The organism is Cobetia sp. 5-11-6-3, from assembly GCF_013374055.1.
GTDB classification, from domain to species: domain Bacteria; phylum Pseudomonadota; class Gammaproteobacteria; order Pseudomonadales; family Halomonadaceae; genus Cobetia; species Cobetia marina.
Window position 1 is genome coordinate 1 of record NZ_BLWJ01000005.1, and the last position, 13,335, is coordinate 13,335.

Sequence of the window (13,335 nt, forward strand, 5' to 3'; positions counted from 1 at the left end):
CCACTCATCGGCAAGCGCTCACACGAATTACCTGATCAAATTTTTAAAGAGCGTCGCTGTTAAGCGAGGAGGCATATTCTATCCGGAACGCTTGAGAAGTCAAGCACTTGATGATGAGTCAATCGACTGCCTCTAAGCATCATCCAGCGGTGAGGAGCGTTGCCCGATCACCTGTTCCGTAAGGAGTGCGGCGTATTCTAGCGAATCGCCCGGGATTGTCAATCGATGATTTGGAAGCGGACTTCAAAATCATCAAATAAAACAATCACCTGCAAACCTCTTTCACCGCTGGTAACGCCATGCGTCCCCGGCAGCGGATGCGTACTTTACGCACGAACCGGGCTGAGCACAAGGGCTTTTTCAAGAGATTGTCATCACGCTGTCACGGAGCGTCACACTCCCTTTTCTCCCTATCCTTGCCCTCTATCCTTGCCTTGATGCCGAGGCACGATCCACCAGGCCAAGAATCGACTGATAACTGAGCCCTGAGTGCTCACTCAGCCCTATCTCACAGGTGCGCGAGTTGGAGACACCATAGTCACAGTCGGCGACCACGTCCTTCAGCCCTTTCAGCGCCGAAGCATTGAGCTCCGGTGTCGCGAAGCCCTTGTCTCCCGCGAAACCACAGCAGGTGATCTCTTCCGGCACGACGATCTCGGTCGCACACTGGCGCGCCAGTGCCACGAAACGCTCCGCCAAGCCCATGCGAACACTGGAGCAGGTGACATGCACCGCGACTCTTGCCTTGAGCGGTGTGATCGAGAGGTGTGGCAATAGATAGTCGAGCACCAGCTGCACCGGCTCGACCAGCGTGAGTGATACCTCGAGATGTTCACGTGCGTAGGCCTGTGCCTGGGCGAGACACGGGCTGGTATCACAGAAGATCGGCAGACGCCCGCCATCGCTCGCTTCCACCAGCGCGGCTGCCAACTCGGCGGCCTTGGTATCCCCGGCCTCGAACTGGCCCTTGGACTGGAAGGCCATTCCGCAGCACAGAGCATCCACTCCCTTGGGCAGAACGACTTCGAATCCCGCCTTGTCCATCAGGGCCAGCGCCATCTCGGTGGCGCTGCGCGGATCGATGTCGCCAGTGGCGACCCCGAAGACACGCGTGGCACAGGACGGAAAATAGACGACATGCCCATTGGGCGTCTCGTTGCGCCCCAATGGCTGCGCCAGACGCTTGAGATAGGGGCGCGGAGCGGCGGCCGGCATGCTGGGGGTCCATTGCTGCACCCTGTCGCCGGAGACCTTGCGGGCGGCCTGAGTCAGCCGTCGCATGTTGCGCGTACCGACCACACCATGCAGCCCATCTGCCAAGCGCAAGACACCGCGCATGCCACTGGTGACATGCGTGAAGTGCTCGCCGGCCCAGTGCGCCACCTTCACCTTGCCCGGATGATCGGCACCGGCGTTCTCCTCGTGGCGCAGACCGCGGATCAGATCCCCGGTATTGATGCCGACCGGACACTGGGTCGCACACAGACCATCTCCCGCGCAGGTCTCCATGCCTTGATAGGCGTAATCCTTCTTGAGCGCCGCCAGCTGAGCGCGCTGCTCGTCCGTCGGTATATCGAGGGCGGCGAGTCGTGCGATCTCACGCCGGATGACGATGCGCTGACGTGGTGTGAGGCTGAGATTCTTCGACGGACACACCGACTCGCAGAATCCGCACTCGATGCAGCGATCCACCAGCGGGTCTGCTGCCGGGAGAGGCTTGAGGTTCTCCAGATGCAGACGGGAATTGCGCGTCAGGATGACTTCCGGATTGAGCAGATTGTCCGGGTCGAAAGCCTCCTTGATACGCCACATCAGGGCGTAGGCCTCCTTGCCCCACTCAAGCTCTACATAAGGTGCCATGTTGCGACCGGTGCCATGCTCGGCCTTGAGCGAACCACCGTACTCCTGCCCCACCAGCCGTGCGACGTCATCCATCAATGCCTGATAGCGCTCCACCTCGCCTTCACGCTCGAACCCCTGCGGGAAGACGAAATGCAGGTTGCCTTCCAGGGCGTGGCCGAACAGGATCGCCTGAGAGTAGCCATGACGCTGGAAGACCTCCGTCAGCGCCCCGACCCCTTCCGCCAGCCGCTCGATGGGGAAGGCGACATCCTCGATGATCACGGTGGTCCCCAGATCCCGTACCGCACCGACCGCCGGAAACAGCCCCTTGCGGATCTTCCAGTACAACGCATAGCGCTGCGCATCCTGGGTGAAGGCCCACGCTTCACAGGTCTCGATGCCTTCCAGCACGCGGGCGACCTCCGCCATGCGCGCCTCCAGCTCCTGCTGATGCGCGCCGCGCACATCCACCAGCAGCGCGACCGCCGCTTCCGGCAGGGAGCGCAGCACCTCCGGCATGCCCGGCGCGTCCTCGACGGAGCGCAGCGCCGCGCGGTCCATCAGCTCCACCGCCGCGACCGGCGCCGTCTTGAGCAGCATGGTGGCGCGACAGGCCGCATCGATGTTCGGGTAGTAGACCAGCGCCGCCGCCTTGTGCGACTCCTCGATCACCGTGCGATAGGTGATCGAGGCGATGAAGCCCAGCGTGCCTTCCGAGCCGATCATCAGATGCTTGAGGATCTCGAGACCATCGGCATAGTCGACCAGCGCATTGAGGCTGTAGCCGGTCGTGTTCTTGAGGCGGTACTTGTGGCGAATGCGCTCCGCCAGTTCAGGGTCCGCCCGCACATCGCAGGCCATCCTTTCCAACGCTGCCAGCAGGCCAGCGTGGCTTGCCCGGAAGGCCTGTACGCTCTTCGGCACCGCCGTATCCAGGCAGGTGCCATCGGCGAGAATGACGCGAATGTCCTCCACGGTGCGATAACTGTTGTGTGCCGTGCCGCAGCACATGCCGGAGGCGTTGTTGGCCGCGATACCACCGATCATGCAGCTGTTGATGGAGGCCGGGTCCGGGCCGATCTTGCGCCCGAAGGGGGCCAGCAATTGATTGGCACGCGCGCCGATCACCCCCGGCTGCAGACGGATGCGACTGCCCTGTTCCAGCACCTGCGCCCCACGCCACTCACCGCCCAGCTGGATGAGCACCGAATCCGTCAGCGCCTGACCGGACAGCGACGTCCCGGCCGCCCGGAAGGTTACCGGCAGCTTGCGCGCCCGACACTCGCGCAGCACATGTCCCAGCTCCTGCTCGTCATGCACGCGCACCACCAGCTGCGGCACCAGACGATAGAAGCTGGCATCCGTGCCGTAGGCCAGCGTCCGCAACGCGTCGTGAATCAAGCGCTCAGCGGGAAGGTGCAATGCCAGCGCCTCGCGCAATGCCAGATAGGCAGCTGCACGCTCAGTCGCCGATGGGGTCTCGCTCAAGGCATCTCGTGCAATGGCGTCAGGAGCAGTCATGGCCAATCTCTTTTTGAAAAAACGGTGTGGATGTCAGTCAGGGCAGCATCACGAAAAGGCTCTGTCACTTGAGCAATGGGTCACTCAGGCCAAGCAAGTGGAACGCCAGCAAGCCAAGCACGCCAGAAGCCAACAGATAGTAAGCCGTCGGAATCGCCGTCATGCGCAGGGTGCGTCCCTCACGCCCCAGCAGGCCGACGGTCGCCGAGGCCGCCACCACATTGTGGATGGCGATCATGTTGCCGGCCGCCGCCCCGACCGCCTGCAGCGCCACCATCAGGGCCCCCGAGAGCCCGAGCTGGGTAGCGACATTGAACTGAAACTGCGACAGCATCATGTTCGAGACCGTGTTGGAGCCGGCGATGAAGGCCCCCAGCGCGCCGATGCCGGACGCGAATAGTGGATACGCCTGACCGAGACTGTCAGCCACCACGTTCGCCATCACCACCGGCATCGAGGCCAGGTCGTTCAGATTGACGCCGGAGTTGATCAGGATGCGCACCATGGGAATGGTGAACACCAGCACGAATCCGGCCCCGACCAGCGTGCGCCAGGATTCACTGGCCGCCGCCACCAGCTGACGCGTCTGCATGCGATGCAGCATCAGGGTGATCAGTGCCACGAAGACCATGATGCCGCCCGGCAGGTAGAGCGGTTGTATCGACCCCGACACACCGCTGGCCCCCAGCAGGTCCGTGGCACTGAACTGCACGCTGACCAGCCACGCCTTGACGTCGCCCGACACGCGCGAGGCGACCAGCATCAGCGCGATCAGGCCATACGGCAGCCATGCCAGCCACAGTGGTAGCGGGCGTCTGCCGGCGGCGGCCATCTCGACCTCATCACGCTCCAGCGTCAGGTCGCCCAGCCAATGCCTGGGCCATTCGGCCTCGGGCGGAAAATCCCAGCTGTCCTTCGGCAGCAGAAAACCGACACGCGCCGCCGGTACCACGATGATCAGACCGACCAGGGCGCCGATCAGTGACGGGAATTCCGGGCCGAGGAAGACTCCCGCCGCCACGTAGGGCAGCGTGAAGCACAGCCCGGCGAACAGCGCGAACGGTGCGATCGACAACCCTTCACTCCAGCGTTTCTTCGCGCCGAAGAAGCGCGTCATCATCACGGTCATGAACAGCGGCATCAGCAGGCCGACGATGCCATGCACGATGGCGACTTCCGAGGTGATCAGCTGCAGGAAGGCCTCCCAGCTGGAATGATTCGCCAGCAGCTGCTCGCTGAGGCTGGCCTTGTCGAGGCCCGCGTTCACGCCGATCACGATCGGCGTGCCCACCGCACCGAACGATACCGGCGTCGACTGGATCATCATGCCCACCATCACCGCCCCCAGCGCCGGGAAGCCGATGGCGACCAGCAGCGGCGCCGCGATGGCCGCAGGCGTCCCGAAGCCGGAAGCGCCCTCGATGAAGCTGCCGAACAGCCAGGCGATGATGATCGCCTGTACGCGACGATCCGGGCTGATGGTGGTGAAGGCACCACGGATCACCGCGATCGCCCCGGAATGCTTGAGGGTGTTGAGCAGGAAGATGGCGCCGAAGATGATCCACAGCACCGAGACGGTGACCATCAGCCCCTGCAGCGTGGAGGCCAGAATGCGCGTCAGCGACATCTGCCACACGAAATAGCCGATGGCAGCTGTGACGAGGAAGACCAATGGCATGGCGCGGCGCGCGGGCCATTGCAGGCCGACGAGCAGGATGCCCGCCAGCAGAATGGGGGCAAAGGCCAGCAAGGCCAAGAGGGGCTCGGACATGACGGAAACTCCGCAGGCGAATTGTTGTGATTGTTGTCGGGCACAGCAGTGAAGCACTCGGGGTTGGCGCACCCTCTGGTCAGGTCTTCACATAAATTGGTCATACCAATTTACCCTGCTGCACCTCGGCATAATCTAGGCGTCACCCTCATGGCGGTCAAACATCATGAGCTGCCTGATATCTAGACATTGGTCAAAGCACCATCGCCCTTTAAAATTGGTATTACCAATTGTTGGCAATCCCAATCAGCCACGCGAGGCGTGGTTGTCATACATATTGGTAAGACCAATGTCGGCTGTAGCGCGAAGTCGCCACACGCCACACTGATCCTCGGTCGCGCCTCTTCTGCATGCCGCACACCGGCTTGCAGAAGAAGCGCCACCTTTCACTCCTGCCGCAAGGACACTTCCATGCGTTACGCCCCCGTCCGCCAACCCCGTATCGCCGATGTGCTCACCGAGCGCCTCGAGAGCATGATTCTCGAGGGCAGTCTGAAGCCCGGTGAGCGGCTTCCACCGGAGCGCACCCTCGCCGAGCAGTTCGAGGTCTCGCGACCGTCCGTACGGGAAGCCATCCAGAAGCTGGCGGCGCGCGGGCTTTTGACCTCACGTCAGGGTGGCGGCACCTACGTGTCCGAAGAGTTGGCGCGCGCCTGGTCCGACCCGCTCAGTGCGCTGCTGGGTCGGCACTCCGAGTTCAATCTCGACCTGCTGGAGTTTCGCGACGCCCTGGAAGGCATCAGCGCCTATTACGCTGCCATGCGCTCCACCCCGGCCGACAAGGAGATGCTGCGTCAATGCTTCGAGACGCTGGAGAAGAGTTTCGAGGGACGTGACCCGGAACTGGAAGCCGGCGCGGATGCCGCCTTCCACCTCGCCATCGCCGAGGCCGCACACAACGTGGTGCTGCTGCACTCGATGCGCAGCCTGTTCCAGTTGCTGGAGAAGAGCATCGTGGCCAACCTGCGCCACCTGTTCGAGAAGCCGGAATCGCGTCCGCGCCTGATCCAGCAGCACCGCACCCTGTTCGAGGCGATCATGGAAGGACGCGCCGAGGACGCCCGCAACGCGGCCCACGAGCACCTGGTGTTCGTCGAGGATTCACTGCTGGAGCTGGAGCGCGCCGAAACCCGTGCACAGCGTGCCCTGCGCCGTGCCCAGGCCATGCCGGAGCGCTGAGGGTGCAACGCTGATGGATCAGTGAGGGTGGCCGCCCCCCCCTTCCCCTTGAGCCCTTGCCCAGGAAGGCCTGCCGATGAAGGACACGCGTCTGCCTCACCACTGGCGTCTGCTGCTGGCGATCGTGCTACCGATCGGTCTGATGCTGTGCGTCTGGCAGGCGGTGGCCGTCGCGCGCAGCCAGTCACTCGAGCGCCTGACCCATGAAGCAGACAACGAGTTGCGCCTGACCGCCGCCAGCCTGCGTGGTCAACTGAGCCAGCATGCCTACCTGCCACGGCTGGTCGCCGAGAACGATCAGCTGCGCGCTTTCCTTGATGCCCCCGATGACCCCAGCGCCGAGATGGCACTCAATCAACGGCTGGATCGCATGCGCGCGCTCGCGAAGGTGTCCGACCTCTACCTGGTCAACGACGTCGGCACCACCATCGCCGCCAGCAACTGGCGCTCGGCATCCACCTTCATCGGCCAGAACTATCGCTTCCGCCCCTACTGGAAGGACGCCATCGATGGCGGCGAAGCACGCTTCTACGGGCTGGGGACCAGTTCCGGCGAGCGTGGCTACTTCTTCAGCGCCAGCGTGGTGAGTCCCCGCGGGCGGCGCGGCGTGGTGGTGGCCAAGGTGCAGATCGCCGCGCTGGAAGCGGCATGGCTGGATCAGAATGCCGACATCATGGTCACCGACCCGCACGGCGTGATCTTCATCGCCAGTCAGCCCGACCGGGTACTGCGCACGCTGGAACCCCTCAGTGACGAGACCCGCAACCGGCTGCTCGACACCCAGCGCTATGCCAATCAACGCCTGCGCCCCCTGCGGCTCTATCACCGTGAAGCCTTGTCCGATCTGTCGACGCCCGAGCCGCCCTTGCGTCTCGACGCTGTCACCACGGTCGAGCTGCTGCAACTGACGCCGGGCGATCTCTGGCAGCACGCCTGGTTGAGCCTGTCACGCCCGCTGCCGGACATCGGCTGGCGCCTGCATGTGCTCAAGCCACTGGCCCCGCTGCGCGGCAGCATCTGGCAAGCCGCCGGACTGGCCGCCGGTGGCTACGTACTGCTGTGCCTGCTGGCGGGGCTGGGCTGGCAACGGCTGCGCATCCTGCGCGAGCGGCGTCTGTTCGCCGAACGTGAACGACAGTCGCTCGCCGCCAGTCAGCAACGGGTGCGGGGCATCATCGACCGCACTCAGGCGGGGCTGTGTATCCTCGATGAACGTGCTCACCTGGTGTACCTCAATCCTACCGCCGTGGCGCTGTTCGGTTCGCCCTTGAGCGCCGATGCCTCACGGGACGACAGCCCCCGGCAGCCCAGCGCACGCGAGGGGCGTGACCTGCGCGAACTGTTCCTGCCGGCCGAGCGTGTGCTGCTGGACCACCTGACCCGCCCCCGCCCGATCGGGCCGCTGGAAGTGCATGGCCTGCGCAGCGGAGTGGCCGTGCCGCTGGAGCTGTCCTGCGCTCCGCTACCGAGCCCCAATGGCCCGCGCTGGCTGGTGACGGTCTTCGATGTCAGCGAGCGGCGCGCCCAGGCCGAGGCCCTCGCCCAGGCACGCGATGCCTTCGAGCAACGCGTGGTCGAGCGCACCCGTGACCTCGCTGCCAGCAATGCGCGCCTGAGCGCGGAAGTCGAGGAACGCACCCGCGCCGAGCGTGAGCTGCGCGCGACCCGCGATGAACTGATCCAGACTGCCAAGCTGGCAGTGCTTGGCGAGCTGGCCGCCGGCATCAACCACGAGCTCAACCAGCCACTGGCCGCCATCCGCGCCTATGCCGAGAATGCCAGCGCCTTCCTCGCCCGTGCCCAGACACCTCAGGTCGAGAGCAACCTGCGCCAGATCACCGAGCTGACCCAGCGCATGGGCGAGATCAGCGCCCAGCTGCGCCAGTTCTCGCGCAAGAGTGGTGACCGCCTGGAAGCGGTCGACCTCGCCACCAGTCTCGACTATGCCCTGCGCCTGCTGCAGCCACGCCGTGATGCCCAGGCAGTCGACATCACGCGTGAGCAGAGCACCGCCCTGCCCAGGGTGCGCGCCGAACCGGTACGCCTCGAGCAGGTACTGGTCAATCTGCTCAGCAATGCACTGGATGCGCTGGCCGACAGGCCGTCAGCGCCAGCCTGCCTCCAGCTGAACCTGCATGAACGAGCCGGCAGTGAAGGCACGCAAGTGGTGCTGGAAGTGCATGACAACGGCCCGGGGCTTGCGCCAGCCCAGCTGACACGGGTCTTCGAACCCTTCTATACCCAGCGCGCCGATGGCAAGGGACTGGGACTGGGGCTGTCGATCAGCGCGCGTATCGTGGCGGATCTCGGCGGCACCCTCGAGGCGCATCCCTCACCGCTGGGGGGCGCACTGTTCCGGCTGACGCTGCCGGCGTCGGGCACGCCCTCACAGCCCCTTTCCCCATCCGCCGCCGCCAATTCACAGGAGCCGTCATGAGTGATGTCACGAATGCTGACATGCAGGTGCTGGTCGTGGATGACGAACCACATCTACGCGACAGCCTGAGCCAGAGCCTGATGCTGGCCGATTACCTCACCCGGCCGCTGGCCAGTGCCGAGGAAGCGCTTGAGATCCTGAACACCGAAGCCCCCTTCGAAGGCGTGGTGATCACCGACATCCGCATGCCGGGCATGGATGGTCTGAGCCTGCTGCGCGCTGCCCGTGAGCTGGATGACGAGCTGCCGGTGATCGTGATGACAGGGCATGGCGATGTCGATACCGCCGTCTCCGCCATGCAGGGCGGCGCCTGGGACTTCATCGAGAAACCCTTCGATCGTGAGCGGCTGCTGGACGGGGTGCGGCGTGCGGTGGCCGCCAGACGTCTGGCGCTGGAGAACCGCTCGCTGCGCGAGCAGCTGGATACCCAGCGCAACAGCGCCGGGCCGCGCCTGGTCGGCAGCAGCGAGGTGATTCAGCGCCTGGATGCCCAGGTCTCACGGCTGGCGGCGGTGGATGCCGATACCCTGCTGTACGGCGAGACTGGAGCCGGCAAGGATCGCGTGGCCCGCTGTCTGCACGAGCGCAGTCTCCGTGCCAGCAAGCCCTTCGTGGCACTCAATTGTGGCGGCATGCCGGAAACGTTGATCGAGTCGGAGCTGTTCGGCCACGAAAAGGGGGCCTTTACCGGCGCCAGCGAGCGCCGGATCGGCAAGCTGGAACACGCCGACGGCGGCACCCTGTTTCTCGATGAGATCGAGTCCATGCCGATGTCGTTGCAGATCAAGCTGTTGCGTGTCCTTCAGGAGCGCAGTATCGAGCGACTGGGCAGCAATACACCGCGCCCCATCGACATCCGCGTCATCGCGGCCACCAAGCGTGACCTGCGTGAAGCGGCCAGCGCCGGCGACTTTCGTGAAGACCTCTACTACCGCCTGAACGTCGTCACGCTGTATCTGCCGCCACTGCGTGAGCATCGCGAGGATATCCTGCAGCTGTTTCGACACTTCGCCATTCTGGCCAGCGAGCGCACCAGTCTGGAGGTTCCGCCGCTGGATTCGCGTACGCTGCAGGCGCTGCTCGACCATGACTGGCCGGGCAATGTGCGTGAGCTGAGAAACTGTGCGGAGCGTCATGTGCTGCTGGGGGGACTGGAGGGCAATATCGGCGACAGCATGGCGGAGGGGCAGCCGCCGGGAGGTTCCGCCGAACAACGCAGCCTGCAGGCGGAGATGTCACTGGAAGAGAGCGTCAGCCAGGCAACCGAAGGGCAGGCACTGCCGACACGCATGGAGGCCTTCGAGGCCGCGCTCATCCGTGACGCGCTGGCCGCGTGCCGCGGACAGGTCGTGATGGCCTGCGAACGACTGGGACTGCCGCGCAAGACACTTTACGACAAGCTCAAGAAGCATGGCCTGAGTGCCGAACCCTACCGGCGCTGAAGCGCATGGCGGGCTGCGGGAGAGGTAGCCGTCGTGTCAGACACCGGCCATCAGGCGAGACAGGCTGGCGCCGAAGACGGACAGCGGTCCCTGCAGGTGCATGATGTCCACCAGCACCGCCAGCGGCGGTAGCCAGGGAGTCATCGCGGCAATCACCGCCACCATCGCCAGCGAGTTGCCCGGCTCGCGGTAATCGAACAGCTTGAAGGCAGTGCCGAAACTCTTCTTGAGACGCGCTCCGACCATGTCGACGCTGTACATCTCATCCAGCAACAGATGGATCATGGCGCCGAACAACAGGGCGGCGCCCTGCCACCAGGCCTGCTCCTCACTCTGACCGAGCAGATGCAGACTGGCGGCCGTCACGCCCAGCGAGCACAGCAATGAGGCCAGCAGGGAATGCCAGATACCGCGATGGACGGTGAAACGCTTGAAGATGGCGCTGGCCACATAGCGCACGCCCAGATAGGTCGCGCCACCCGCCATCATCAGCGGCCCCGCCAGCAGGCGGTCCTGCAGCAGCAGCACGCAGGCCATGGTCGCCAGCACCGCAAACAGCGTGAACAGGATACGGATGGCGCGCGAGTTGTCGGAGTCGATGTCCGGCAGGATGCCACCGAAGGTCGTCAGGCTCGCCAGCGGCACACCCTCCGCCAGCGACCACAGGCCGCCTTGCCAGCCGGCCGCCGCCACGATACCGCCGGCAAAGGCTGCCACGGTGATATGGGTACGAAAATTGGCCATGAGATACGGGTCGCGAGCCCTCGACGATGTCACTGGACCAGTCACCACACGCTGGCACTGGATATATGTCCAGATTATGACGCAAGCATTTCATGAAAAACAATGGCTTGTCCGGGTTTGTGAGTGCAGATGCTGCCTCCACCGTCAACGCTCGGGAAATGCAGCCCCCGAAACGCGCACTCCCCCGCCAGCCAGGGCTGACGGGGGAGTGCTCTTTGCTGCGCTCGGGGAACTCCTTGAAGGAGGTTCAGCCGGCGTAATCCTCAGCCAGATGCTGATCCTTCAGCTTGACGTAGTTCACCGCCGAATAGGTGAAGAACTCACGCTCGCTGTCCTTGATGGGACGCAGCGCACGCGCGGGATTGCCCGCATACACATGCCCGCCTTCGAGACGCTTGCCAGGCGGCACCAGTGCGCCCGCCGCGATGATGACCTCATCCTCCACCACCACACCGTCCATCACGATGGCTCCCATGCCGACCAGCACGCGGTCATGGATGGTGCAGCCGTGCAGCACGGCCTTGTGGCCGATGGTGACGTCGTCACCGATTTCCAGCGGATGGCCGCCCGGATTGAAGTCGCTGGCGTGAGTGATGTGCAGCACTGCCCCGTCCTGCACGCTGGTACGCGCGCCGATACGGATACGGTGCATGTCGCCGCGGATCACGGCCAGTGGCCATACCGAGCTGTCATCACCGAGGGCGACATCGCCCAGTACGACACTGCTGGGGTCGATGAAAACCCGTTCGCCCAGCCGCGGCGTCAGGCCCTTGAAGGATCGAATGCTCATGCCTTGCCTCCTGAATTAGGCCACCAGCCTACTGCTCCCATCGTCATGATGCCAATAGCGCGGCAGCCTGAATCGCGTTGCGGTTTGCTCGACGACGCTCATTTCCCCGCCTTGCGGCACCGCCCCTCCCGAGGACTAAACGCCCTGCTCACGTAACCCTTGGCGGCCTACTTGAAGAAGCTCCACCCCAGCACGACCAGCACCAGCGGAATCGAGATCCAGCGCAGCACCCAACGCCAGCGACGGAAGAAACGACGCGACGTCCCCAGCCCCGCCAATGCCAGATTCTGCGGCATGATCCAGCCCGCGAAGATGGCGATCAGCAGGCCGCCGATCGGCAGGAAGAAGTCCGGCGGAATCGTCGTCACCACATCGAAGGCGTTCATCTCGCCCAGCAGGTGCACTTCCTTGAGGCTCGAGAAGGACAGCACCGACAACAGGCCCATCGCCCAGACCGCGATGCCCACCGCCAGCGCGGCACGCCGACGTGTCATTCCCCAGCCCTGCAGCACCTCGACGATGGGCTCGGCGATGTTGATCGAGCTGGTCCAGGTCGCCAGCAGCAGCAACAGGAAGAACAGCGCCAGCAGCAGGCTGCCGCCCGGCAGATTGGCAAAGGCGATGGGCAGGCTGACGAACATCAGGCCGGGCCCGGAAGCCGGGTCCAGCCCCTGACTGAACACCGCCGCGAAGATGGCGATCCCCGCCAGCAATGCCACCCCGATGTCCAGCGCCGCCACGGCGATCGCGGCCGTCGGCAGACTCTGGCGCTCCGGCATGTAGGCGCCATAGGCCATCAGCGCACAGGCGCCGACCGCCAGCGTGAAGAAGGCATGCCCCATGGCATTGAGTATCACGTCCAGCGTGATGGCGTCGGGATTGGGCATGAACAGCCAGCTGATGGCGGGACCGAAGCCCGGAGTGCTGATGCTGTAACCGGCCAATGCCAGCAACAGCACGTAGAGCAGCGGCATCATCAGGTTGTTGAGACGCTCGAGCCCCGAGGAGATGCCGGCGGCCACCACGCTCATGGTCATCAGCATGAAGACGGTGTGGTTGAAGGTCATGGTGACCGGGTCTTCCAGAAAGGCACCGAAGGAGGCGCCGATCTCCGGCGGGCTCATGCCGCTGAAGTCCCCCTTCAGTGAATCGACCAGATACTCGATCGACCAGCCCGACACCACCGAATAGAACGACAGGATGAAGAACATGGTGATGGCACCGAAGAAGCCCAGCCAGCGCCAGTTCGGCGTACGGCCAGCGCTGGTCGCCAGATGGGCGAGCGCCTGCATCGGCCCGCGCCGACCGGCGCGACCGATCATGATCTCGGCCATCATCACCGGCAGGCCCAGCAGCAGCACGAAGCCGATGTACAGCAGCAGAAAGGCCGAACCGCCGTTCTCGCCCGTCATGTACGGGAAGCGCCAGATGTTGCCCAACCCGACGGCAGCGCCGGTGACGGCCAGGATGAAGGCGCGGCGACTGCCCCAGCGTTCGGTGGTTTCGCTCATGTCTGCTCTCGTGGTGAAGAATCGATAGTCAATGAAGGCTCATCAGGGGCTGCAAGATAGCAGCCGCGTCGTTCAGGGCCAATGCGGGCTCGGCTCGG

Annotated in this window: 8 protein-coding genes; 3 read left to right on the forward strand and 5 right to left on the reverse strand. The window is 64.4% G+C overall.

Features of this window, described 5'->3' with window-relative positions; all coding sequences use genetic code 11:
• Positions 1 to 423: 423 nt before the first annotated feature.
• Complete coding sequence (locus HXS66_RS09765; protein WP_176503463.1) at positions 424 to 3,363, reverse strand: FAD-binding and (Fe-S)-binding domain-containing protein; 2,940 nt, start codon at positions 3,361 to 3,363, stop codon at positions 424 to 426.
• Between the two features lie 64 nt (positions 3,364 to 3,427).
• On the reverse strand, positions 3,428 to 5,134 hold the full coding sequence (locus tag HXS66_RS09770) for an L-lactate permease (protein ID WP_176503464.1): 1,707 nt from the start codon (positions 5,132 to 5,134) through the stop codon (positions 3,428 to 3,430).
• Positions 5,135 to 5,545: 411 nt separating this feature from the next.
• Between HXS66_RS09770 and HXS66_RS09775 the strand changes: the two genes are divergently transcribed.
• The 3 genes from HXS66_RS09775 (at position 5,546) to HXS66_RS09785 (ending at position 10,192) form a co-directional block, all read left to right on the forward strand.
• Positions 5,546 to 6,313: an FCD domain-containing protein gene (locus HXS66_RS09775; protein WP_077379971.1), complete on the forward strand. Its 768-nt coding sequence runs from the start codon at positions 5,546 to 5,548 to the stop codon at positions 6,311 to 6,313.
• Between the two features lie 76 nt (positions 6,314 to 6,389).
• Entirely contained in the window at positions 6,390 to 8,750 is a 2,361-nt protein-coding gene (locus HXS66_RS09780; protein WP_176503465.1) for an ATP-binding protein, read from the forward strand.
• Positions 8,747 to 10,192 carry a sigma-54 dependent transcriptional regulator gene (locus tag HXS66_RS09785; protein ID WP_084207741.1) on the forward strand — a complete coding sequence of 482 codons (1,446 nt, stop codon included), beginning with the start codon at positions 8,747 to 8,749 and terminating at the stop codon, positions 10,190 to 10,192. Before HXS66_RS09780 ends, HXS66_RS09785 begins: the two co-directional genes overlap by 4 nt.
• A gap of 36 nt (positions 10,193 to 10,228) precedes the next feature.
• On the opposite strand, the gene HXS66_RS09790 is transcribed toward HXS66_RS09785, so the two are convergent.
• From HXS66_RS09790 to HXS66_RS09800, 3 genes are all read right to left on the reverse strand, one after another.
• Positions 10,229 to 10,936, reverse strand: coding sequence for a metal-dependent hydrolase (locus HXS66_RS09790; protein ID WP_077379967.1), 708 nt, complete (start codon positions 10,934 to 10,936; stop codon positions 10,229 to 10,231).
• 247 nt (positions 10,937 to 11,183) lie between these two features.
• The gene (locus tag HXS66_RS09795) at positions 11,184 to 11,726 is read right to left on the reverse strand and encodes a gamma carbonic anhydrase family protein (RefSeq protein ID WP_077379965.1); all 543 of its coding nucleotides are present in this window, start codon (positions 11,724 to 11,726) and stop codon (positions 11,184 to 11,186) included.
• 167 nt (positions 11,727 to 11,893) lie between these two features.
• Positions 11,894 to 13,237: a sodium-dependent transporter gene (locus HXS66_RS09800; protein ID WP_077379963.1), complete on the reverse strand. Its 1,344-nt coding sequence runs from the start codon at positions 13,235 to 13,237 to the stop codon at positions 11,894 to 11,896.
• Positions 13,238 to 13,335 lie beyond the last annotated feature (98 nt).

What these genes read in the sequence shown, in the direction of transcription:
- HXS66_RS09765 (WP_176503463.1), bottom strand. Translation starts at nt 3,363, where the DNA reads ATGACTGCTCCTGACGCCATTGCACGAGATGCCTTGAGCGAGACCCCA.
- HXS66_RS09770 (WP_176503464.1), bottom strand. Translation starts at nt 5,134, where the DNA reads ATGTCCGAGCCCCTCTTGGCCTTGCTGGCCTTTGCCCCCATTCTGCTG.
- HXS66_RS09775 (WP_077379971.1), top strand. Translation starts at nt 5,546, where the DNA reads ATGCGTTACGCCCCCGTCCGCCAACCCCGTATCGCCGATGTGCTCACC.
- HXS66_RS09780 (WP_176503465.1), top strand. Translation starts at nt 6,390, where the DNA reads ATGAAGGACACGCGTCTGCCTCACCACTGGCGTCTGCTGCTGGCGATC.
- HXS66_RS09785 (WP_084207741.1), top strand. Translation starts at nt 8,747, where the DNA reads ATGAGTGATGTCACGAATGCTGACATGCAGGTGCTGGTCGTGGATGAC.
- HXS66_RS09790 (WP_077379967.1), bottom strand. Translation starts at nt 10,936, where the DNA reads ATGGCCAATTTTCGTACCCATATCACCGTGGCAGCCTTTGCCGGCGGT.
- HXS66_RS09795 (WP_077379965.1), bottom strand. Translation starts at nt 11,726, where the DNA reads ATGAGCATTCGATCCTTCAAGGGCCTGACGCCGCGGCTGGGCGAACGG.
- HXS66_RS09800 (WP_077379963.1), bottom strand. Translation starts at nt 13,237, where the DNA reads ATGAGCGAAACCACCGAACGCTGGGGCAGTCGCCGCGCCTTCATCCTG.